The following is a 21,111-nucleotide window of genomic DNA, read 5'->3' on the forward strand; positions in this document are numbered from 1 at the left end:
CGGTCGGTTACATAACTTACACGGTATTCCTCATCAATAACGCCGCCTTCTTCGGTTATTTTGTGGTTACGGTTGAAACCGGTTGCCAACAGCTGTTCTTTGGTAGCGTTGGGCATCTGGTCGCCGGCCAATTGCCAGGTAATGAATTTATCATAAGGCAGGTTTTCATTAAACGCGTGAATCACCCAGTCGCGCCAGGGCCACTGACTGCGATAATTATCATCCTGGTACCCATGCGAATCGGCATAGCGGGCAACATCCAGCCAATGCAAAGTCATTTTTTCGCCGTATTGCGGGCTGGCCATCAACTGGTCTACCATTTTTTCATAAGCGTTCGGACTTTTGTCGGCCAAAAAATTGTCCATCATTTGCAGGCTGGGTGGCAAGCCAGTTAAGTCGAGCGAAACGCGTTTCAGGAGACGTTCCTTATCCGCTTCCGGGTTGGGTTCCATATCGTTTTGTTCCAGCTTTTGCAGTACAAAATTGTCTATCTGGTTTTTGGGCCAGGCCGTATTTTTTACCTGCGGAACGGGGTATGATTTTGGCGGAACAAAGGCCCAGTGCTTTTCATACTTAGCGCCCTGCTTAATCCATTTTTCGATGAGCGAAACCTCATACGGATTTAACTTTTTAAGGTTTGACGAAACGGGGGGCATTTGTTCGGCCGTATCTTTTGCAGATATGCGGCGGAAAACCTCAGATTGCAATGGATTGCCGGGTACCAGGGCATGAGCAGACGGATTATCCCTTAAAGCCTTAAAAGCGCTGTCAGGAAGATCGAGGCGCAAGCCTGCCTCACGGTGGGTAGCATCCGGGCCATGACATTTAAAGCATTTATCAGAAAGGATAGGGCGTATATTGAAATTATAACTTACCGTCTCCGGCATCTGTTCTCCCTTATCCGCACCAGAATGGCAAGCATTCACCGAATACAAAACAAAAAGCGCCACTATCAGCCACAAATAGTAATACTTTCCAGACATTGATTTAAAATTGGTTTAACAAGTTATTGATAAAATATAATATCATCAAACTAATGCCCCGGTTTTTTTAAAAGGGGCCTTACATAGATCAGGAAGTTTATACACACCCGGGATATGAGTAAAGCAATTTGTGTAATGATGACCTGATGGAAAGCCTGCACTGAAGACCAGGTAGGGCAGCCTGCAACCTGTTGAAAAATCCTGATTGAAAATAACGTTAAACCAAAATGCAAAAATATTGTTACATGGTTTAAATTAGTTTGTTTTTTGCATTGCAAAGCAACCTGAGGTTCGTTATTTCTAAAATAAATGTTTTTTTATTGCTAACTTTGAAACGGCAGATGTTGAAAAAATATTTAAATATTCTCCTTTCTTTATGGCTCATCAGCGCCATAGTCTGTTTTCACGCAACAAACCCTGAAAACAATACCTGCGAGCATTTTCAATTTTCCAATAACAGTTGTTATGCCGGCAATACGCTGTTTGATCTGGTATATCAATGTTTGAGTACTGATGATGCACATCAGGATGCAAAGCATCATCATCACATAAAATATCAAAAAAGATTTTTAACCAGCCGCGCGGTTGATTTTACTATTCAGGTACCTGCTTTGCAGGAGTACATTGCCAATATTCTGCCGCAGCATTTATTTTCATTTCCTGGAAAACAATGGTTAAGTAAAGTTTTTTTACCGGCTCATCACCATTTCCTTTTCCGGCTCACACCTTTCTGATCCTGTTTCCTTAAGCTTTATAGCGGCATTTTACCGCTTGATTTTAAGAATTATATGCCTCAACAATGTGAGGTAACATCAACTAAAGGAAACAACACCATGTTAAAACATAAAGGAATTTTTTATGCTTTGGCTATTGCAATGGGCTTTTCTATAGCCGGCTGCGTATCCAAGGCCAGTGATAACAGCTCCCAGGAAGAGCCGTTACAATTACCGGTAGTTACACTGAACACCCGCGATACCGTTGTAAGCACAGCTTATGTGGCCGATATACAGGCTATAAAAAATATAGAGATCAGAACCCGCGTTAGGGGCTTTTTAGAAAAAATATATGTAGACGAAGGCCAGCAGGTAAAAAAAGGACAATTGCTTTTTAAGCTGAACGATGAAGAGTTTAAAAATATGCTGTCAAAAGCAAGGGCGGCGTTAAGTAACGCCACTGCCGATGCTAAAGCTACCGCCCTTGAAGTTGACAGGGTAAAACTGCTGGTTAGCAAAAAGGTAATATCCGCGTCGGAATTGGAGGTAGCAGAAGCCAAACTCCATGCCGATAAGGCGACTATTGAAGAAGCCCAAACCGCGGTGCAAAGCGCCGAGGCTCACATGGCTTATACCTCCATTCATGCTCCTTTTGATGGTATCATTAACCGCATACCACTTAAGGCCGGTAGTTTGATAGATGAGGGTATGTTATTAACCAACCTGTCGGATATCAGTTCCATGTATGCCTATTTCAGTTTCCCGGAAAATGAGTACCTGAAATATGAACGCACCAAAAAGGCGGCGGATGATAGCGCCAGCAAAGTAAAATTGGTACTCGCCGATGGCAGTAACTATCCATATACAGGCAATATTGAAACTGTTGAAGGCGAAATAGAACAAAGTACTGGTTCTATTGATTTTCGGGCCCGTTTCCCTAATCCCCAGAAGCTGTTAAGGCATGGCGCTACCGGGAAAATATTTTTGACCAACCGTGCCGACAATGTAGTGTTGGTACCGCAGCAGGCCGTTTTTGATATCCAGGATAAAAGTTATGTGTACCTGGTTGATGGTCAGAACAAACTGCACATGAAGGCATTTACGCCACTTTTAAGGCTCTCGCATAGTTACATTGTAAAAGATGGTTTAAAAGCTGGTGATAAAATTCTGTACGAAGGCGTTCAAAATGCCCGCGATGGCATGGTTATAAAGCCAGAACAGGTACAGCAGAAGCCTTTGCTGGCCATGAAAAAATAACGCCGTAACGGACACAAAGCACTCCAAGTAAAGGGCGTGCTTTTATTATCCATCTTTTCAAATCTATCACACTATGTTTAACCTGTTTATAAAGCGGCCGGTATTGTCGTTGGTTATCTCCTTGATCATTACTTTGCTTGGAGTGCTGGCATTAATTACCCTGCCCATTACACAGTTCCCTGATATTGTTCCCCCATCTGTAACGGTTACAGCAACTTATACCGGCGCCAATGCCGAGGTTTGCGCCAAGGCGGTTGCTACCCCGCTGGAGCGCGCCATTAACGGTGTGCCCGGCATGACCTATATGTCTACCGTTTGTACCAATGATGGTATTACGGTTATTTCCATCAATTTTAACGTAGGGGTTGATCCCGATCAGGCTGCGGTGAGCGTGCAGAACCGGGTATCAACCATTATTGACGAATTGCCTGAGGAGGTAATTAAAGCAGGCGTAACTACCGAAAAGGAAGTTAACAGTATGCTGATGTATCTGAATATCATGAGCCAGGACAGTACACTCGACGAAAAATTCATTTACAACTTTACCGATATTAACGTATTGCAGGAGCTTAAGCGAATTGAAGGCGTTGGCCGTGCCGAGATCATGGGCGCTAAAGAATACTCTATGCGTGTTTGGCTTAAACCAGACAGGATGATGGCCTACCACATATCAACCGATGAGGTGATACAAGCTATACGTAACCAGAATGTGGAAGCCGCGCCAGGTAAAACCGGGCAAAGTTCTGATAAATCGCCGCAATTGCTGCAATATGTTTTGCGATACCCCGGAAAGTTTTTTGAACCTGAACAATATAAAAACCTGGTGATACGGGCTGATGATAACGGATCTGTTTTAAAACTCCGCGAAGTGGCCGATATTGAGTTTGGTTCATTAACCTACAGTATGGTATCCAAAACTGATGGCAGGCCATCGGCATCCATACTCATCAAGCAAAGACCGGGTTCAAACGCCCGTGAGGTGATCACCAATATTAAGGAGCGCATGGCCGAGCTGAAAAAAACGTCGTTTCCGGCGGGTATGAGCTACAACGTAAACTATGATGTATCGCGTTTTCTCGACGCGTCTGTACATGAGGTAATGCGTACGCTCATGGAAGCTTTTGTTTTGGTTTTTATAGTGGTTTACCTCTTCCTGCAAGATTTTCGGTCTACACTGATACCGGCATTAGCTGTTCCAGTGGCATTGATAGGTACGTTGTTTTTTATGCAGATGCTGGGCTTTTCTATTAACCTGCTTACGCTTTTCGCTCTGGTACTGGCCATTGGTATTGTGGTAGATAATGCCATTGTGGTGGTTGAGGCCGTTCACGTAAAAATGAACGAGGAGCATTTACCGCCGATGGAGGCTACGCTGAGCGCCATGAAAGAAATTAGCGGAGCCATTGTGGCCATTACCCTGGTGATGTCTGCCGTGTTTGTTCCGGTAGCATTCATGTCGGGCCCGGTAGGAGTATTTTACCGGCAGTTTTCTTTAACGCTGGCGTTCTCCATTGTAATTTCGGGTATAAACGCTTTAACGCTTACCCCAGCGCTATGTGCCATTATGCTGAAGCATGAACCGGATGTTAAAGGCAAAGAAGGGCTTGTAAAACGCTTTTTTAATAGCTTTAATCATAAATACGACCAGTTATCTAACCGATACTCATCTCTGATTGGCCGGATAGCGGGCAGGAGGGTAGTTACCTTTATTTTGCTGCTGTTTTTCTTTGGAGCCACCTGGGGACTAAGTTTTATACTACCATCAGGATTTATACCAACTGAAGATCAGGGTATGATCTACGTAAACGTCACCACGCCACCAGGCGCTACAGTGGAGCGTACAGAACAGGTGATCAGCCGTATCCAGGAAGTAAGTAAAAGCATCGGCGCTATTGAATCAGTATCTACGCTTTCGGGTTACAGCTTGATTAATGAGATAGCAGGGGCATCATACGGGATGGCCATGATCAACCTGAAACCCTGGGATGAACGAAAAGAATCGATCAACGAGATTATTCATTTGCTGGAGCAAAAAACGAAAAATATAGCCGATGCTTCCATCCAGTATTTTCCGCCGCCAACGGTTCCCGGTTTCGGCAATTCAAGCGGTGTCGAGATCCGGGTGCTTGACCGTACCGGCAGCGGCGATCTGCAAAAAACTGCCCAGGTTACCAATGGTTTTATCAAGGCTTTAAATGAGTCGCCCGAAATTTCAGGAGCATTCAGCAGTTTTGATCCTAATTTTCCTCAATACATGATCTCGGTTGATCAGCAGGTAGCTGCGCAAAAAGGCATCACCATTGATAAGGCGATGTCAACCCTGCAAACCCTGATGGGAAGTTATTATGCCTCCAACTTTATTCGTTTCGGGCAAATGTACAAGGTGATGGTACAGGCCTCACCGGAGTTTCGGTCGAAGCCCGAAGATGTGCTGAAGCTACAGGTAAAAAATGATAAGGACGAAATGGTTCCGTTCTCCACATTCATCAAGATGAATCGCGTTTACGGGCCCGAGCAAATTACCCGTTATAATATGTATACCTCGGCTATGATCACCGGCGATGCCGAACCAGGTTATAGCAGCGGCGATGCCATTAAAGCTATTGAACGTATTGCCAAAGAAAAATTACCTAAGGGCTTTACCTTCGCCTGGTCGGGTATGACGCGCGAGGAAATCGAGTCGGGTAACCAGGCTATTTATATATTCATCATTTGCTTGGTGTTTGTGTACCTGCTGCTGGCCGCCCAATATGAAAGCCTGTTGCTGCCACTGCCGGTAATACTATCCTTACCAACGGGTATTTTCGGCGCGTTTTTCTTTTTAAAAATATTGGGGCTCGAAAATAATATTTACGCGCAGGTTGCCCTCGTAATGCTGATTGGTTTGCTCGGGAAAAATGCTATCCTGATCATTGAGTTTGCTATACAGCGTCAGAAGGCTGGCGCTACGGTGATCAAAGCAGCCATTGAAGGCGCGGTATCCCGAATGCGGCCCATATTAATGACCTCGCTGGCCTTTATAGCCGGGCTTATCCCTTTATGTGTGGCCGATGGTGCCGGAGCTATGGGGAACAGGTCAATAGGTACTGCCGCTGCCGGTGGTATGCTTTTCGGTACCATTTTCGGCCTGATACTAATACCTGGACTTTATGTGCTTTTTGCCAAAAGATCACCAGAGAAGGAAAAACCGAAGATGACAGTGATCGAGGAAGAAACAGTAGATAATTATCAATAAGAAAATACACTATGCGAACGAATAAATCTGTTCATCTATATATATTCATCATCGGTTTATTGTTTTGTATTGTTACCGGATGCAAAAATTACAAGGCTACCGTATTGCAAAGTAATACGGCTATGCCTAAAACATTCACCGGTGATATGGATACAACCACCATTGCCAGTTTACAGCTTAAGCAGTTTTTTACCGATAGCTGTCTGCTGCATTTGATAGATACCGCGGTAACAGCCAATCCTGACATACAATCGGCCCTGCAAAGAGTTGAAATGGCCGGGGCCAATTTGCAAGGCAGCCGGTCATGGCTGATGCCTGCTATTGACTTTAACGCAACCGCGGGACTCGAAAAATATGGAGATTATACCATGAATGGTGTCGGGAACTATGATACCAACCTATCGCCCAATATTAATGGTAAGCAACGCATCCCCGACCCCACACCTGATTACTTTGTAGGTTTCCGGAGTTCCTGGGAAATTGATCTGTGGGGCAAGTTCCATAATCAGAAGGAGGCAGCTTTTACGCGGTTTTTGGCCAGCAGGAGCGCCTATAAGCTGGCAGTAACCTCACTTACCGCCCAGGTTGCAACGCTTTATTACCAGTTACTTGCCCTTGATAACGAACGGCAGATCATAGAGCAAAACATTACTCTGCAAAAAAACGCGCTGGAAATTATCAAGATCCAGAAACTTGGTGGCCGTGCCACGGAGCTGGCCGTGCAACAATTTGAGGCGCAGCTGGCCCGCACACAAAGCCTGCGTTACGGCGCGGCTCAGCAAATAACCGAAACGGAAAACCAGCTTAACTTTTTAACTGGTAAATTTACCGGTACGGTAAAGCGCGACAGTTCTATACATACGCTTCAGCTTCCGGGAGTACTTAAAGCGGGTGTTCCTGTGCAGTTACTGGTTAACCGGCCAGATATCAGACAGGCTGAACTGGAACTGACTGCCATGAATGCCGATATTAATGCGGCACGCAAGGCTTTTTTACCTTCGCTCAACATATCACCCTATGTAGGGTATAATGCGTTTAAAACCGCTTTACTGTTTAATTCAGGTTCACTGGGCTATGGCTTATTAGGTGGTATTACCGCGCCCATATTTAACCGGAAAAAGCTCAAGGCCGATTATGCCCGCACAATGGCCGAAGGAAAACAAGCGCTTTATAATTATCAAAAAGTTATCCTGAACGGTTTTATGGAAGTATCTAACAGCATTAAGGGGATAGAGAACTACAATAATTATTACCGTTTTAAACAACAGGAAGTAAAATCACTTAAAAACGCGGTTGATGTGGCCGGTGACCTTTTTTTGGTGGGCAGAGCTAACTACCTGGAAATTATAACAGCCCAGCGTAGCGTATTGGATGCTGAACTGGAACTGGCTAATACCAAGAAAAATATATTCCTGAATACTATTAATTTATACCGAGCGACAGGAGGCGGTTGGCAGTAACAGTTAGTCTAATTTTTTGGGGGCTTTAAAAAAATCGTAGCTTTAAAGCAATAAACTTTATCCGAAGCCTTAATGAAAGTATCAATCAATTTATTCTTTATATTAATTTTTGCATGTATTTCAAATTCATGCTCATCCTTGTTAGATGATGGTTCAAATACACTGGTAAAAGAAAATGCAAATGGTAAGCTAAGTAAAAAAGCAGTTTTGTTTCTAAGAGAAGCTGGTTCAACAGTCGCCGATTCGTATCAGGTAAGTATTGTAGATTACAAAACTAAGTTTGATACATCAGCGGTTGGTAATGTGTTTACAGTAGACAGTGATCATGGCAAAGCAAATCTTAATCCAAAAGCGATAACCTTCAATTGGCTTTCAAATGATACCCTTGAAATTAGATATGATAAAAATTTAAGGACCTTTATCCAGAAAGAAAGGATTGACGGAGTTACTATAGTTTATAAACTAAACTAAAATAAAGAAGCACAGTAATATCAAGTACTACTGTGCTTTTTTGTGACCCCGGAGAGATTCGAACTCTCGACCCAATGATTAAGAGTCATTTGCTCTACCAGCTGAGCTACGGAGTCATTATTTATTGGGGTTGTAAATAAACAAAAAAATAATTACTAAGTGGGTTGTTGAAACACTTTTTTTTCAAAAGCTTCAATGCTTTTTAGTGTATGGCAAAAAATGACATTTATGGGTTTAACTAAAAGAATATGACTATAAATGGCTAAGAGATTCTTTAACAAAGCATTAATACAACTTGAAGTTGTTATAATACTTAAAACATATTTAGTTAAACGGAGTTATATATAATGATAAATAATAGGGGTTTTTTATCAGTTAGTCACAGCTCCGGTATTCATACTCGGAGCTGTGACTTTTTTATAGCTCCAGATCTAAACTAAGGCGTATAAATCTTCGCGTTGTTTTTGTACTACATCGCTGTTGATGTATTCGTCGTAGGTCATCAGTTTATCAATGTAACCGCCGGGGGTTAATTCAACAATCCGGTTTGCTACGGTTTCCACCAATTCATGATCTCGTGAGGTGAACAGGATAGTTCCACGGAAGTCTTTCATGCCATTATTAAGGGCTGTGATCGATTCCAGGTCAAGGTGGTTGGTAGGCTCGTCGAACATTAAAACGTTGGCTTGTTGCAGCATCATACGGCTAAACATGCAGCGCATTTTCTCGCCACCAGATAGTACATTGCTTTTTTTCAATACCTCTTCGCCCGAGAACAGCATGCGGCCCAAAAAGCCACGGATAAACTGGTCATCCTTTTCACCTGGAGAGTATTCACGCAGCCAATCGATGAGGTTTACATCCTTGCCTTTAAAATATTCGGCATTATCAATCGGGATATCGGCGTGGTTAATGGTAACGCCCCATTTAAAGGTTCCTTTAAAATCCGTATCTCTGCCGGTTAAGATATTATACAGCGCGGTTGTAGCCAAACTGTTTTGTGACAGGATAGAAATTTTATCCCCTTTATTTACCGTGAAGCTGATGTTGTTAAACAAAAGCTCACCGTTAAGGCTTTTGCTTAGGTTTTCAACCTGTAATATCTGGTCGCCTGCCTCACGGCCCAGGTTATTAAATATAATTCCGGGATACTTACGGTTTGATGGTTGTATCTCGTCAATATTGATTTTATCCAATGCCTTTTTACGGCTGGTTGCCTGTTTTGATTTAGAAGCATTAGCGCTAAAGCGGCGAATAAATTCCTGAAGCTCCTTAACACGGTCTTCCATCTTTTTATTCTGATCTGCACGTTGTTTCAAGGCCAGCTGGCTTGATTCATACCAAAATGTGTAGTTACCGGTATAAATGGTCATCTTGGCAAAGTCGATATCAACCACGTGGGTACAAACGGTATCCAGGAAGTGCCTGTCGTGCGATACAACCAGAACAATAGCTTCGTACGATGCCAGGAAGTCTTCCAGCCAGCTTACGGTATGGATATCCAAATCGTTGGTAGGCTCATCCAGCAATAAAATATCTGGTTTACCAAAAAGGGCCTGTGCCAATAATACACGAACCTTTTGGGTGTTATCCAAGTCTTTTACTAATTTATAGTGAAACTCTTCTTTAATGCCCAGGTTGCTCAATAGGGTAGCGGCGTTGCTTTCAGCATTCCAGCCATCCATTTCGGCAAAAAGGTTTTCCAATTCACCGGCACGCTCACCATCAGCATCTGTAAAATCTTCCTTCAGGTAAATAGCGTCTTTTTCCTTCATTACGGCATACATTTCTTTATGCCCCATCATTACGGCTTCAATAACTGTAAATTCATCAAAGGCGTAATGGTTCTGACTTAAAACAGCCATACGTTCGCCAGGGGTAAAACTTACCGAACCGCTTGTAGGATCTATATCACCTGAAAGGATCTTTAAAAATGTTGATTTTCCGGCACCGTTGGCACCTATAATGCCATAACAATTGCCCTGAGAAAATTTGAGGTTAACGTCTTCAAATAAAGTCCGTTTTCCGTAACGTAAGGATAAATTGGATACCGTAATCATGCTGCACCTGTAATTTGGCGCAAAAATACGGTAAATACTTCGTTTTTTGGGTATCCGGGAGGATATTATGTTTGTGTAATTTTGGGGATATTGGGATATGAATAATCACAATTATTTACACTTCTGTGTACATAATTACCCACATTTTGAGTAAATTTATATTGTAAAAAGCGTGTTACATTGTTATTTCGCCGAAATAAGCCAATTATAAATTATGGAACAGCATTTGACTTAATAATTGTATAAACTATTAAATTAAATTATGTTAGTCATGGGAGCATTAATTATCGTCTTGGTTGCTATCAATGTTGTAATAGCTATCAATAATTCATATAAAAGAAAAGTATATTAACTGAAGGTTATAGCGTTTAGCTTAGAATGGTATTTAGGCTTTGCGTTTCATGATCAGCTAATTTTTGCAGGGGGCCTGATGCAAGCATTTTCATCATCATGTTCAAGTCTGCATCAATGGTGAAAGTTACATCAGTATGGTCGTTATCAAAAAATAACGACCATTTTAGTTCCAGGTCAAATGGTGCTTTGGCTGCCGGAACAATTGTAATTTCCTGATCGGGTATGCGACTATTGATCTTTAAAGAAAGTTTAGCCATATTCGGAATACTGAAGTTAGCCTCATCAATAGTAGATGACCATTCCTGAATACTATCAGGCATCAGTTGCTGATGGTTATTAAAATCGGCCAAAAAGCTATAAACCTCACTCAAAGGTTTATTGATGCTGGTATTACTGTTAAATTTGGTCATCTTTTTCAGTTTAGAGTTCTGAGTGATAAGTTTTGAGTGAGTATACTGTGATGCGTTGAAAACTTGTGCTATGAACTCATTACTCACAACTTAATACTCACTACTAATTAACTCGAAGCTATTTGTCCCCATGCTGCCGGGTTTTCGCGCCATTGTTTTAAAACAGCAACGTCTTTATCAGCTATATACTGGTTTTCTTCGGCATATTTAATCAGGGCGTTATAGTTCGATAAGGTAACGTACGGGCAGTTGGCTTGTTTAAAGTTTTCGTCGGCTATATCAAAACCATAGCTGAATATGGCAGCCAGACCAGCCACTTCGTAGCCAGCCGCACGTAAAGCTTCAACGGCCTGCAAGCTGCTTTTACCTGTTGATATCAGATCTTCAATAACTACAACTCTTTTGCCTGTAGTGGTAACATCACCTTCAATAAGGCTGCCTGTACCGTGATCTTTTGGTTTTGAACGTACGTAAATAAAAGGCAGACCCAGTTCCTGAGCTACAAGCGCACCCTGAGGTATGCCCGCGGTAGCAACTCCGGCTATACAGCCTACACTGCCAAATTTTTCCTGAATGGCAATGGTTAACTGTTGACGGATATAGGTACGGATAGACGGATGAGAAAGTGTTACACGGTTATCACAATAAATTGGTGATTTCCACCCAGACGCCCATGTAAAAGGATTGTTAGGTTGTAATTTAATTGCTTTAATTTGCAGCAGGAATTCGGCTACTTGCTGTTCTATCTCATTTTTATTAAACATGGCTCAAAAATACAGAATTTATATTAACCAAAAGGTGATCCTGGTTACAGAATCTGAACCGGCGCAGGCAGAACTTTATGAAAAGCTTGAAGCAGAGACCTTTGATTTGAAAATAATTTACACATGGATTTTGGCCAATCCTAAAAGTTTGTTCTATATCCAGTGCAGTGATGCCAAAGCTTTTATGAAAGCTGTAGTCAAAAGCATCACCCTAATTGAAGCCGCGGGTGGTTTGGTTAAGAACCCCGCAGGCCGTTATTTATTTATATACCGGAACGATAAATGGGATTTGCCAAAGGGCAAAATAGAGAAGGATGAAAAGGTAAAAGAAGCCGCCGTACGTGAGGTAGAGGAGGAGTGTGGTATAAAAGTGAGCAAGCTAAAAGAAAAAATATGCAAAACCTACCATGTATATATTAACCGCGGCGATGTAGTGCTCAAAAAAACGCACTGGTTCAAGATGGATAGCAAGGGTAAGGATAAGCTAAAGCCCCAAAAAGAAGAGGGCATTACCGATGTACGCTGGTTTGAGAAAGAGCACATCGAACCTATAATTGATAATACCTTCCCCTCAATTTTAGATGTGCTGCATAAAGAAAAACTGGCTACAAATAAGCTAATGCCTCAGTAGGTATAAACTGGGCCACATCGCCGTTGTGCCGCATAATTTCGCGTACAATGGTTGAACTTATAGAGGAGTAGCCCGGCTTGCTTACAATAAAAATGCTTTCAATATCGGGCATAAGGGCGTGGTTCATCTGGGCTATGGCTTTTTCGTATTCAAAATCTGATACCGTGCGGATACCCCTGATCATATACGTTGCGCCAATACTTTTGCAAAAATTTACGGTCAACCCCTCGTAAGCTACAATGTGTATCCGGTCATCATGCTGAAAAACTGCCCTGAGCATTTGCTCGCGGGTTTCAATGCTTAAAAGCCCTTGTTTGCTGCTGTTGGCGCCTATGCCGATATACACCTTATCAAACAAACCAACAGATCGTTTTACAATATCAACATGTGCCTTGGTAACCGGATCAAAAGAGCCGGGGAAAAGAGCGATTTTCATAGTAGGTTAGGGATGTGTTTTTGCTTGATCAAAAGTAATTATATATATCGGCAAAGTTTAACTAAGCAGGCTGTTTATTTGTGCGTATTGCAACAGCATAATGGTTTTGGCATCCTTGATCTGGCCGGTACTGATCATGTTGCAGGCTTCGGCGAAATCCAGCTCCATTACCTCTATATTTTCTGTTTCTTCGGCCAGGCCGCCACCGTCACTAACTTTCATGTCTTTTGCATATTCAGCAACAAAAAAGTACAAAATTTCGGTAACTGAGCCCGGCGACATATATGCCTCGAATATCTTTTGTACATGGGTAACTTTATAACCGGTTTCTTCCTCGGTTTCCTTTCTGATGCAATCTTCCGGATTGTTTGCATCAAGCAGGCCCGCGCAGCACTCGATCATATACCCATCAGCATTACCGTTAATAAAGGTTGGCAGCCTAAACTGCCGGGTTAATATCACGGTTTGTTTATCTTTATTATAAAGCAATATAACTGCTCCATTACCACGGTCATAAGCTTCGCGCGACATGCTGGTGTACGAACCATCGGCCTGAAGCAGATCAAACGTGACTTTTTTTAGCGTATACCAGTTATTGGAGAGTATTTCGGTTTTCAGATTTTTTACTTTATCATTTGCCATATACGTATTGATACTGGTTTAATTTGATGTTGCTATTCGTCGGCCCGGAAAAACGAGAACGATGAATGCCCGTACTTACGTTGCTCCACAAAAGCAGGATGGTTGCTTAGATTTTGCATGGATTGATGCTCCACAATCAGCAGTGCACCGGGTGTTAAAATATTGCGCTCAAAAACTATTTTAGGTATCTCGGGAATCTTATTCAGATCATAAGGAGGGTCGGCAAATATAAGGTCGTATTGTTCGGTTTCTATTTGCAGGTATTTAAAAACATCCTCCTTGTAGGTTTTAATTTGCTCCAGCTTATGCTGGCGCGAGGCGTCTTTTAAATAATTGACACAGTGTATGCTGCGGTCGACAGCTATTACCTGAGCTGCGCCTCTGGAGGCAAACTCCATAGAGATGTTGCCTGTACCGCTAAACAGGTCAAGTACTTTGATACCCTCAAACTCAATTTGATTTTGCAAAATATTGAACAAAGCCTCCTTGGCCAGATCTGTAGTAGGGCGTACCGGAAGATTTTTAGGCGGGTTAAGCCTTAGTCCCTTTAAACTACCTCCAATGATGCGCATAAAGATAAAGCAGCAAGTGACAATATTTTGTGTGATTCTATTTCGCGGGGTATTTGAACAATTTGCAGTTCATTAAGCTTTACTGTGCCAAAAAACTCAGCCAGGCGATTAATGCTTTGAGCATCGGCCTCAATTTCGCCGCTTAAATGAATAGTGGCATCGGCGGGTTCAATGTTAAGCTCTTTACTTATCAGGGTAGTAAAATAGGCCAGCTCATCGTTGTTTTTAAACTCAAATTTATTGTGGAAACGCAGTTTGCCATTATTAAAGGCCACAAATGTTACCTGTGTGCCGTTGATGTCAAGATACAGATCTGTATTGCCCGGATTATTCTGAGCTATAGCTGCTACCCAACCTTTTAACGCAAATACGGTATGGCGCAGACCAAACTCTTCGGCTGCGGTAACAATATCGTTGTTAGTTTTGTATATAATGATGTTTTCGCCATCAAGCTGCTGCGCGGATACTTTTTCGTTCGGTTTTAAATCCAGAAAACGCCCGAAGCTGCTGATATGATCCTGGCTGAATAAGCTTTGCGGAACCAGCGTAAAGCCATTGGATGGTAAACCAACCACCACCTGTTTGTATTTGGCCGATAAAAGGTCAAGCAGTTCCTGCGGATTGCTCAGCTCATCAAGCGGGTGCATATCTGCACAGGCAATCAGTTTATCCTGGTGGGTAATGGCGTATGAAAACGATGTTTTATCAATCTGTATCAATAAAGTATAACTATCAGCCTCGTCAAGGCTAAAGCTATCATCATGGTAGTTGTAATTATATTCGCTCATGCTGTTTAACAAAAGTAATATTTTTTGGCAGATACCCTAATTATACCGGTTAAAATGCACTGGCAGGGTACGGCACCGGTTACATGATAAAGCGAAAGGCAAGGTATATCAGAACAAAAATGATAATAGGCTGTAAAACCGGGCGCGGATAGTAATCATCATCCGGGAAGTACTTTTTGAAAAAATATCGGGTAAGCACCAGTGCGCCTATCACGTTTATCAGGATAGATACGCCACTGAGTATCAACATGGACTTCATTACCTCGGGAGGCACCTGCATGCCCGAACTTGCCATTTTTATGGTCGAAAGGTCGACTTTAATATTTAAGGCAATCACAGCAAAGGCCGACGCGATATAGTAAACCACCATAAAAGCCGCTACCTCTGCTATAACTTTTTTATAACCTGCAGCTCTTAAATTAAGTATGAGCAGTACTCCGCCGTATATAAAACTGAATACCGAAAACCAAAATATCGCTCTTTTAGAGTATATCTCCACAAAATCATCATCCTGATACTCTATTTTATCTTCATTAAATTCCATGCTCAAATTTATAACTAATACTGCTTAATTAAATTACTTATCAGCATTTTTGTAAGGTGTCGGCAATTGATCATATACGTAAGGCTTTCCCGCATCAGCCAACCGGGCAGCAACTGGAATTATTTAACCGGTTGCACGATTTTTTATTAAGCGATGATGGCGATGAGTGTTTTATACTAAGAGGCTATGCGGGTACAGGTAAAACCACTGTATTGGGTGCGTTGGTAAAGGCATTACGGGAGTATAAGTACAAGGCGGTTTTATTAGCCCCTACAGGCCGGGCAGCTAAAGTTATTACCAATTACTCGGGCCGCAAGGCGTATACCATACATAAGCGTATTTATCGCAAAAAATCAGCCCTTAATTTGGATGATGGCTTTGCTATCGCCGATAATCTGGCCAGCGATACTCTGTTTATTGTTGATGAAGCTTCCATGATCTCTGATGAGCCTAATGGGAGCCGAGCATCTTTGCTTTTCGACCTGATAAGGTACGTATACAATGATAAAAATTGCAAGTTGGTATTAGTTGGTGATACCGCGCAGCTACCTCCGGTAGGCTCTGAAAATAGCCCCGCGCTTGAAGCGGGTTTTGTGCAGAATAAATTTGGCCTGACTGTTTTTGGTTATGAATTGACAGATGTATTACGCCAGGGCAAGGATTCGGGAATTTTGTATAATGCCACCCGCATACGCGATATTATCAGGGCCGAAGAAATTACCACACCAAAGGTTACCACCAAGGGGTACAAGGATGTTTTCCGGATGACGGGCGAGCGCCTGCCAGAAGGGTTGGAGTATGCTTACAGAAAATATGGTTATGACAGAACGCTGATCATTTGCCGGTCGAACAAAAACGCTAACTTGTATAACGGACAGATCAGGAACCGGATCTTGTACCGGGAGGAAGAGCTAACCGGTGGCGACCAGATCATGGTGGTCAAGAACAATTATTTCTGGCTGCAGGAGCAGGACGAAAGCAGTACCAATTTTATTGCTAATGGTGATATTGCCCGCATCAGGAAGGTACGCCGAACAGAGGATATGTATGGTTTTCGCTTTGCTGATGTGCAGATAGAGTTTATTGATTACGCCGAAGACCCTACGCTGGACTGTAAAGTATTGCTTGATACGCTATATGCCGATTCGCCAGCCTTATCACAAGCTGACCAGAAGCGTTTTTATGAGGAGGTGATGAAAGATTATGAGCACCTGCCTAATAAGCGCGCCATGCATAATGAACTGAAGCTTAATCCATACTATAACGCGCTGCAAATAAAGTTTGCCTATGCCATTACCTGCCACAAAGCCCAGGGCGGCCAGTGGGACGCTGTATTTGTTGACCAGGGCTACGTAACTGACGAAATGATCAACATGGATTTTTTACGCTGGTTTTATACCGCCGTAACCCGCGCCACAACCGAACTTTTCCTGGTGAATTTTGACAATAGATTTTATTCAGCACCTGCAGAAGAGTAAAAAAGTTGTCATGCTGAACGCAGCGAAGCATCTATTCGGCGATAAGCAAATTCGATAGCAGATCCTTCGTTTTTCAGGATGAAAGTCCTATTGTATTGTCCCAAAGTCTTTTAATCCAAAAGTCCAAAAAATAATTTATCTTAGAGGCATAATTACTCAAAACACATATCCAATCAGGATTGCCAAAAATCCGGCCTGCTAAGCAGGTTGCCCAAAAACGCTGAGCTTTTAGCGTCAATGTTTCGCACGAGCTAATTTTTACGTTAAATTTTTCTTAAAAACGAGTAATGAAGATTACCAATTTATTGGCATGCTGCTGCATTTTTATTTGTACATGCGCTGCCACCAAAGCAAATACTATTATGGATACTTTAACCAATAAACAACAAGTACTATCATTTTATAAACAAATTATTGGGCAGCGCAAAGCCGAGCTGATTCCCGAATTTGTGCGCGAAGACTATATACAGCACAATCCAACGGTTAAACAGGGTAGGGCGGGGATTACAGATGTGATCAACTATTTAAAAACTTTGCCTCCGCCGCCTGAGGATGCAAAATCGCCCATCATCAGAGCCATTCAGGAGGGCGACCTGGTGATTACCCATTTGGATATCAGTTTTATGGGGAAGCGCATGGCCGTTATCGATTTGTTTAAACTAAAAGATGGCATGTTGGCCGAACATTGGGATGCCATACAGACGCTCCCTGATCAAAGTGGGGAGGCAATCACCGCCACTAATGGAACGAGTGAAATTGATATTCATGTATCAACTACCGAAAGTAAACATGTTGTTGAGGAGTTTTATAAAGCAATTGTTGAAAAGAAACCTGCTGAAAATTTTATTCATGAGGATTATGTGGAACATGATCTGTCAGCTATTCAAAGCGGGAAAAACCTGTTTGACTATTTAAACACTAACCCTGACCGCAGCATCAAACTTCACCGTATTATTGGCGAAGGTAATTTTGTGACAGTTCAATCTGAATTTAAAAGAGATGGGAAGGGTTATGTATTTTATGAAATATTCAAGGTTACTGATCATCAAATAGCTGAGCACTGGAGTGTGGAGCAGGCTATTCCGGATGGGGTAGAGGCGGATGCCATGTTTTAGCAGATTCTGGACTATAAACTGCACTGCCATACTTACGAAGTTTTCAAAACTTCGTAAGTATTCTCTTTATTGCTCAAAAAATAGTTATAGCTGTAAGGAACGAAGCAATCGCGAACTAAGCAAATCTTCTTTGTAAAGTTTGCGATTGCCACGCTATCGCAGCAATCACAAAGTCGATTTTCTGTGAGTAGTTGCAAGGACAAAAAACTTATAAAAACAAAAGCGGCACCCAATGGGTGCCGCTTTCAATATTGTTTATAGTAAAATTATACCGAGAAGCTTTCGCCGCAGCCGCAGGTACGGCTTGCATTAGGATTGTTGAAAGCGAAACCTTTACCGTTAAGTCCGTCAGTAAAATCAAGTTCGGTACCGGCAAGGTACAGGAATGATTTCATGTCAAGCGCGAAACGAACTCCGCGGTCTTCAAAAAACTGGTCGCCTTTTTTCTCTTCGTTATCAAAATCAAGATTGTATGATAAACCTGAGCAACCACCACCCTGCACAGACACACGAAGAAAATACGAGGCATCAAGCCCTGCATCCTGCATCAGGTGATCAATTTTACTTTTTGCTTTATCGGTTACAGTTACCATAGTAATAGAATCAAGAGATAAGAATCAAGATACAAGAAATTACCTCGCAATTGATCCAAATTTATTTGTTTTAAAGTATTAGAACCAACAAGCCGAAGTCTTATATCTGGCTTCTTGATTCTAATTTCTTATTAGTGGTGTACTTTTTCGCTTTCAATTGGCGCTAAGCCGTTTTTTACGCGGAAATCATTGATAGCTGCTTTAATAGCATCCTCTGCCAAAACTGAGCAGTGAATTTTTACCGGAGGTAAAGCCAGTTCTTCAACAATATCCATGTTATCTATCTTCATGGCATCGTCAATGCTTTTGCCTTTTAACCACTCAGTAGCTAATGATGAAGAAGCGATAGCCGAACCGCATCCGAAAGTTTTAAATTTTGCATCGGTGATAACATTGTTATCATCAACCTGTATTTGCAGGCGCATAACGTCGCCGCACTCAGGTGCACCTACTAAGCCGGTACCAACTTTGTGGCTGCTTTTATCCAAAGTACCAACGTTGCGGGGGTTAGTATAGTGATCGATTACTTTATCTGAATATGCCATTTTCTTTGTTTGTTATACGTAATACGTTTTATGTAGTACGTTAATTTTAGTTTGTGTTTGTTTTTAAAACGTATTACGCAAAACGTAACACGTATAACTTATTAATGTTCTGCCCACTCAATTGAGTTAAGGTCGATGCCTTCTTTAAACATTTCCCAAAGTGGTGAAAGGTCACGCAGGTGAGTAACGGCTTCTTTAGTTACTTTAATAGCGTAATCAATTTCTTCTTCGGTAGTGAAGCGGCCTAAACCAAAACGGATAGATGAATGTGCCAGATCGTCTGACAAGCCTAAGCTTTTCAGTACGTATGATGGCTCTAACGAAGCAGAGGTACAAGCCGAACCTGATGATACAGCCAGATCTTTCATGGCCATCATTAAGCCTTCGCCTTCAACATATTTAAATGATATGTTGGCTACGTGTGGTAAGCGGTGTTCAACGTTACCGTTTACATAGCTTTCTTCCAATACCGTAAGTTCTGCCTGTAATTTATCGCGTAATGCTGATAAACGTTTGGCTTCACTTTCCATTTCTAAACCGCAAAGCTCGCAGGCTTTACCTAAGCCAACAATACCAGGAACATTTAATGTACCTGAACGCATACCGCGCTCATGGCCACCACCGTCCATTTGTGCGGTTACTTTAACCCTTGGGCCTTTGCGGCGTACGTATAAGGCACCAACACCTTTAGGGCCATATATTTTATGGGCTGATAAAGCCAGCAGGTCAATACCATCAGCAATAACATCAACCGGAATTTTACCAACTGCCTGTACAGCATCTGTCATAAACAAAGCACCGTATTTGTGGGCGATGGCTGAAATTTCTTTGATAGGTTGTACAACACCAATTTCGTTGTTACCATACATGATCGATACCAGGATGGTTTCAGAAGTCATGGCTTGCTCTAAAACAGCAAGATCAACCAAACCGTCTTCCTTAACAGGCAGGTAAGTAACTTTACCACCCAGTTTTTCAACGTGTTTACAGGCATCAAGAACTGCTTTATGCTCGGTAACGGTAGTAATAATATGATTACCTTTATCTTTATACATTTCAAATACACCTTTAATAGCAAGGTTATCTGATTCAGTAGCGCCCGATGTGAAAATGATCTCCTTTTCAGATGCGCCAATTAATTTGGCTACCTGCTCACGCGCATAATCAACAGCTTCTTCTGCAACCCATCCAAAGGCATGGTTACGGCTTGCCGCATTACCAAATTTTTCATTAAAATAAGGTAGCATGGCTTCCAGAACCCTTGGGTCCATTGGTGTTGTGGCGTTATTATCTAAATAAATTGGGATATTCATAGTTCTTATGTATCATTAACAAAAACAAAGATACGCAAGTTTTTATTGAATTTCATTTATACAAAGGTTTAAAATACGAATCCTGACCATTAATTTACAATATTTGGACATGAACAAAGTTGAGCACATAGGTATAGCCGTTAATAACATAAAAACTGCCGGCGATATATATGAAAAGCTATTAAACACCACGGTATATAAAACAGAGCGGGTAGAGCAGGAGGGTGTTGAAACCGCTTTTTTGCAAACCGGCCCTAACAAAATAGAGCTTTTACAAGCCCTGAATGATGACAGCCCTATAGCAAAATTTATAGCGAAAAAGGGTGAAGGCATACACCATATAGCCTTTGAAGTGAATGATATCGAAGCCGAAATGAAGCGGTTAAAGCAGGAAGGATTTATACTCTTGAACGATAAACCAAAGCCCGGTGCCGATAATAAGCTGGTATGTTTTGTGCACCCTAAAAGCGCTAATGGTGTGCTGATAGAATTGTGTCAGAGTGTTTAGGTGGGGTGCGGGGGAATTTGGGAGCGAGGAGTGAGGTGCGGGAATGTATTAGCTCTCTATTGAAACTTAATACATCGCGCTCCACGCACCTAACGTGGCACTTAATATAATATATTTCCGGCTCCCAATTCCCCGCTCTTCGCACCCCAATGAAACTTTATTATTTTGATTTTTTAATTTTGACTTTTTTAATTACATTTGCGCCTCTTTTAGAAAGTACAGAAGAAAAAGCTTATATA

General features: G+C 42.0%; 21 protein-coding genes and 1 tRNA gene. 9 read left to right on the forward strand and 13 right to left on the reverse strand.

Going from position 1 to position 21,111, the window contains the following annotated elements:
• Positions 1 to 983: DUF1549 domain-containing protein (locus AAGC65_RS17115; protein WP_343113683.1), on the reverse strand; the 983-nt coding region annotated here is incomplete at its 3' end.
• Between the two features lie 341 nt (positions 984 to 1,324).
• Here AAGC65_RS17115 and AAGC65_RS17120 point away from each other — a divergent pair.
• The 5 genes from AAGC65_RS17120 (at position 1,325) to AAGC65_RS17140 (ending at position 8,119) form a co-directional block, all read left to right on the forward strand.
• On the forward strand, positions 1,325 to 1,717 hold the full coding sequence (locus AAGC65_RS17120) for a hypothetical protein (RefSeq protein ID WP_343113684.1): 393 nt from the start codon (positions 1,325 to 1,327) through the stop codon (positions 1,715 to 1,717).
• A gap of 99 nt (positions 1,718 to 1,816) precedes the next feature.
• On the forward strand, positions 1,817 to 2,953 hold the full coding sequence (locus tag AAGC65_RS17125) for an efflux RND transporter periplasmic adaptor subunit (RefSeq protein ID WP_343113685.1): 1,137 nt from the start codon (positions 1,817 to 1,819) through the stop codon (positions 2,951 to 2,953).
• Positions 2,954 to 3,026: 73 nt separating this feature from the next.
• A complete protein-coding gene (locus AAGC65_RS17130; protein ID WP_343113686.1) occupies positions 3,027 to 6,188 on the forward strand; it encodes an efflux RND transporter permease subunit in 3,162 nt (1,053 codons plus the stop codon).
• An 11-nt stretch (positions 6,189 to 6,199) separates the two neighbouring features.
• Entirely contained in the window at positions 6,200 to 7,648 is a 1,449-nt protein-coding gene (locus AAGC65_RS17135) for a TolC family protein (protein WP_343113687.1), read from the forward strand.
• A gap of 72 nt (positions 7,649 to 7,720) precedes the next feature.
• Positions 7,721 to 8,119 carry a hypothetical protein gene (locus AAGC65_RS17140; protein WP_343113688.1) on the forward strand — a complete coding sequence of 133 codons (399 nt, stop codon included), beginning with the start codon at positions 7,721 to 7,723 and terminating at the stop codon, positions 8,117 to 8,119.
• 43 nt (positions 8,120 to 8,162) lie between these two features.
• On the opposite strand, the gene AAGC65_RS17145 is transcribed toward AAGC65_RS17140, so the two are convergent.
• The 4 genes from AAGC65_RS17145 to pyrE all read right to left on the reverse strand — a co-directional run bounded on the left by AAGC65_RS17145 (position 8,163) and on the right by pyrE (position 11,707).
• Positions 8,163 to 8,235, reverse strand: a tRNA-Lys gene (locus tag AAGC65_RS17145).
• 315 nt (positions 8,236 to 8,550) lie between these two features.
• Positions 8,551 to 10,179, reverse strand: coding sequence for an ATP-binding cassette domain-containing protein (locus tag AAGC65_RS17150; RefSeq protein WP_343113689.1), 1,629 nt, complete (start codon positions 10,177 to 10,179; stop codon positions 8,551 to 8,553).
• Positions 10,180 to 10,547: 368 nt separating this feature from the next.
• The gene (locus tag AAGC65_RS17155; RefSeq protein ID WP_343113690.1) at positions 10,548 to 10,943 is read right to left on the reverse strand and encodes an SRPBCC family protein; all 396 of its coding nucleotides are present in this window, start codon (positions 10,941 to 10,943) and stop codon (positions 10,548 to 10,550) included.
• A 107-nt stretch (positions 10,944 to 11,050) separates the two neighbouring features.
• Positions 11,051 to 11,707: an orotate phosphoribosyltransferase gene (gene pyrE / locus AAGC65_RS17160; protein WP_343113691.1), complete on the reverse strand. Its 657-nt coding sequence runs from the start codon at positions 11,705 to 11,707 to the stop codon at positions 11,051 to 11,053.
• Here pyrE and AAGC65_RS17165 point away from each other — a divergent pair.
• Positions 11,706 to 12,338, forward strand: a complete 633-nt coding sequence (locus tag AAGC65_RS17165) for an NUDIX domain-containing protein (RefSeq protein WP_343113692.1) — start codon at positions 11,706 to 11,708, stop codon at positions 12,336 to 12,338. The two genes, pyrE and AAGC65_RS17165, sit on opposite strands and share 2 nt — an antisense overlap.
• Here the strand turns inward: AAGC65_RS17165 and coaD are convergent.
• The 5 genes from coaD to AAGC65_RS17190 all read right to left on the reverse strand — a co-directional run bounded on the left by coaD (position 12,313) and on the right by AAGC65_RS17190 (position 15,320).
• Positions 12,313 to 12,774: a pantetheine-phosphate adenylyltransferase gene (gene coaD / locus AAGC65_RS17170; RefSeq protein ID WP_343113693.1), complete on the reverse strand. Its 462-nt coding sequence runs from the start codon at positions 12,772 to 12,774 to the stop codon at positions 12,313 to 12,315. The genes AAGC65_RS17165 and coaD overlap by 26 nt on opposite strands.
• A 57-nt stretch (positions 12,775 to 12,831) precedes the next feature.
• Entirely contained in the window at positions 12,832 to 13,416 is a 585-nt protein-coding gene (gene nudK, locus AAGC65_RS17175; RefSeq protein WP_343113694.1) for a GDP-mannose pyrophosphatase NudK, read from the reverse strand.
• A gap of 32 nt (positions 13,417 to 13,448) precedes the next feature.
• Positions 13,449 to 13,988, reverse strand: a complete 540-nt coding sequence (gene rsmD, locus AAGC65_RS17180) for a 16S rRNA (guanine(966)-N(2))-methyltransferase RsmD (RefSeq protein ID WP_343113695.1) — start codon at positions 13,986 to 13,988, stop codon at positions 13,449 to 13,451.
• The gene (locus tag AAGC65_RS17185) at positions 13,964 to 14,776 is read right to left on the reverse strand and encodes a DUF3822 family protein (RefSeq protein ID WP_343113696.1); all 813 of its coding nucleotides are present in this window, start codon (positions 14,774 to 14,776) and stop codon (positions 13,964 to 13,966) included. The genes rsmD and AAGC65_RS17185 overlap by 25 nt, the downstream gene beginning before the upstream one ends.
• Before the next feature lie 79 nt (positions 14,777 to 14,855).
• Positions 14,856 to 15,320 carry a hypothetical protein gene (locus AAGC65_RS17190; RefSeq protein WP_343113697.1) on the reverse strand — a complete coding sequence of 155 codons (465 nt, stop codon included), beginning with the start codon at positions 15,318 to 15,320 and terminating at the stop codon, positions 14,856 to 14,858.
• 56 nt (positions 15,321 to 15,376) lie between these two features.
• On the opposite strand from AAGC65_RS17190, the gene AAGC65_RS17195 reads away from it, so the two are divergent.
• Both AAGC65_RS17195 and AAGC65_RS17200 read left to right on the forward strand, forming a co-directional pair.
• Entirely contained in the window at positions 15,377 to 16,798 is a 1,422-nt protein-coding gene (locus tag AAGC65_RS17195; protein ID WP_343113698.1) for an AAA family ATPase, read from the forward strand.
• Positions 16,799 to 17,160: 362 nt separating this feature from the next.
• The gene (locus AAGC65_RS17200; protein WP_343113699.1) at positions 17,161 to 17,913 is read left to right on the forward strand and encodes a nuclear transport factor 2 family protein; all 753 of its coding nucleotides are present in this window, start codon (positions 17,161 to 17,163) and stop codon (positions 17,911 to 17,913) included.
• Positions 17,914 to 18,179: 266 nt separating this feature from the next.
• Here AAGC65_RS17200 and AAGC65_RS17205 read toward each other — a convergent pair whose 3' ends face one another.
• The 3 genes from AAGC65_RS17205 to AAGC65_RS17215 form a co-directional block, all read right to left on the reverse strand.
• Complete coding sequence (locus AAGC65_RS17205) at positions 18,180 to 18,506, reverse strand: iron-sulfur cluster assembly accessory protein (protein ID WP_343113700.1); 327 nt, start codon at positions 18,504 to 18,506, stop codon at positions 18,180 to 18,182.
• Positions 18,507 to 18,637: 131 nt separating this feature from the next.
• Positions 18,638 to 19,051, reverse strand: a complete 414-nt coding sequence (gene iscU, locus AAGC65_RS17210) for a Fe-S cluster assembly scaffold IscU (protein WP_076378185.1) — start codon at positions 19,049 to 19,051, stop codon at positions 18,638 to 18,640.
• Positions 19,052 to 19,152: 101 nt separating this feature from the next.
• On the reverse strand, positions 19,153 to 20,364 hold the full coding sequence (locus tag AAGC65_RS17215) for an IscS subfamily cysteine desulfurase (protein WP_343113701.1): 1,212 nt from the start codon (positions 20,362 to 20,364) through the stop codon (positions 19,153 to 19,155).
• Positions 20,365 to 20,473: 109 nt separating this feature from the next.
• Here AAGC65_RS17215 and mce point away from each other — a divergent pair, with 109 nt between their 5' ends.
• Entirely contained in the window at positions 20,474 to 20,872 is a 399-nt protein-coding gene (gene mce / locus AAGC65_RS17220; RefSeq protein ID WP_343113702.1) for a methylmalonyl-CoA epimerase, read from the forward strand.
• Positions 20,873 to 21,111 lie beyond the last annotated feature (239 nt).

Source organism: Mucilaginibacter sp., assembly GCF_039207105.1.
Lineage (GTDB): Bacteria > Bacteroidota > Bacteroidia > Sphingobacteriales > Sphingobacteriaceae > Mucilaginibacter.

Excerpts from the sequence above, each read along its gene's own strand:
- AAGC65_RS17120 (WP_343113684.1), top strand. The coding sequence starts at position 1,325 with ATGTTGAAAAAATATTTAAATATTCTCCTTTCTTTATGGCTCATCAGC.
- AAGC65_RS17125 (WP_343113685.1), top strand. The coding sequence starts at position 1,817 with ATGTTAAAACATAAAGGAATTTTTTATGCTTTGGCTATTGCAATGGGC.
- AAGC65_RS17130 (WP_343113686.1), top strand. The coding sequence starts at position 3,027 with ATGTTTAACCTGTTTATAAAGCGGCCGGTATTGTCGTTGGTTATCTCC.
- AAGC65_RS17135 (WP_343113687.1), top strand. The coding sequence starts at position 6,200 with ATGCGAACGAATAAATCTGTTCATCTATATATATTCATCATCGGTTTA.
- AAGC65_RS17140 (WP_343113688.1), top strand. The coding sequence starts at position 7,721 with ATGAAAGTATCAATCAATTTATTCTTTATATTAATTTTTGCATGTATT.
- AAGC65_RS17150 (WP_343113689.1), bottom strand. The coding sequence starts at position 10,179 with ATGATTACGGTATCCAATTTATCCTTACGTTACGGAAAACGGACTTTA.
- AAGC65_RS17155 (WP_343113690.1), bottom strand. The coding sequence starts at position 10,943 with ATGACCAAATTTAACAGTAATACCAGCATCAATAAACCTTTGAGTGAG.
- AAGC65_RS17165 (WP_343113692.1), top strand. The coding sequence starts at position 11,706 with ATGGCTCAAAAATACAGAATTTATATTAACCAAAAGGTGATCCTGGTT.
- pyrE (WP_343113691.1), bottom strand. The coding sequence starts at position 11,707 with ATGTTTAATAAAAATGAGATAGAACAGCAAGTAGCCGAATTCCTGCTG.
- coaD (WP_343113693.1), bottom strand. The coding sequence starts at position 12,774 with ATGAAAATCGCTCTTTTCCCCGGCTCTTTTGATCCGGTTACCAAGGCA.
- nudK (WP_343113694.1), bottom strand. The coding sequence starts at position 13,416 with ATGGCAAATGATAAAGTAAAAAATCTGAAAACCGAAATACTCTCCAAT.
- rsmD (WP_343113695.1), bottom strand. The coding sequence starts at position 13,988 with ATGCGCATCATTGGAGGTAGTTTAAAGGGACTAAGGCTTAACCCGCCT.
- AAGC65_RS17185 (WP_343113696.1), bottom strand. The coding sequence starts at position 14,776 with ATGAGCGAATATAATTACAACTACCATGATGATAGCTTTAGCCTTGAC.
- AAGC65_RS17190 (WP_343113697.1), bottom strand. The coding sequence starts at position 15,320 with ATGGAATTTAATGAAGATAAAATAGAGTATCAGGATGATGATTTTGTG.
- AAGC65_RS17200 (WP_343113699.1), top strand. The coding sequence starts at position 17,161 with ATGGATACTTTAACCAATAAACAACAAGTACTATCATTTTATAAACAA.
- AAGC65_RS17205 (WP_343113700.1), bottom strand. The coding sequence starts at position 18,506 with ATGGTAACTGTAACCGATAAAGCAAAAAGTAAAATTGATCACCTGATG.
- iscU (WP_076378185.1), bottom strand. The coding sequence starts at position 19,051 with ATGGCATATTCAGATAAAGTAATCGATCACTATACTAACCCCCGCAAC.
- AAGC65_RS17215 (WP_343113701.1), bottom strand. The coding sequence starts at position 20,364 with ATGAATATCCCAATTTATTTAGATAATAACGCCACAACACCAATGGAC.
- mce (WP_343113702.1), top strand. The coding sequence starts at position 20,474 with ATGAACAAAGTTGAGCACATAGGTATAGCCGTTAATAACATAAAAACT.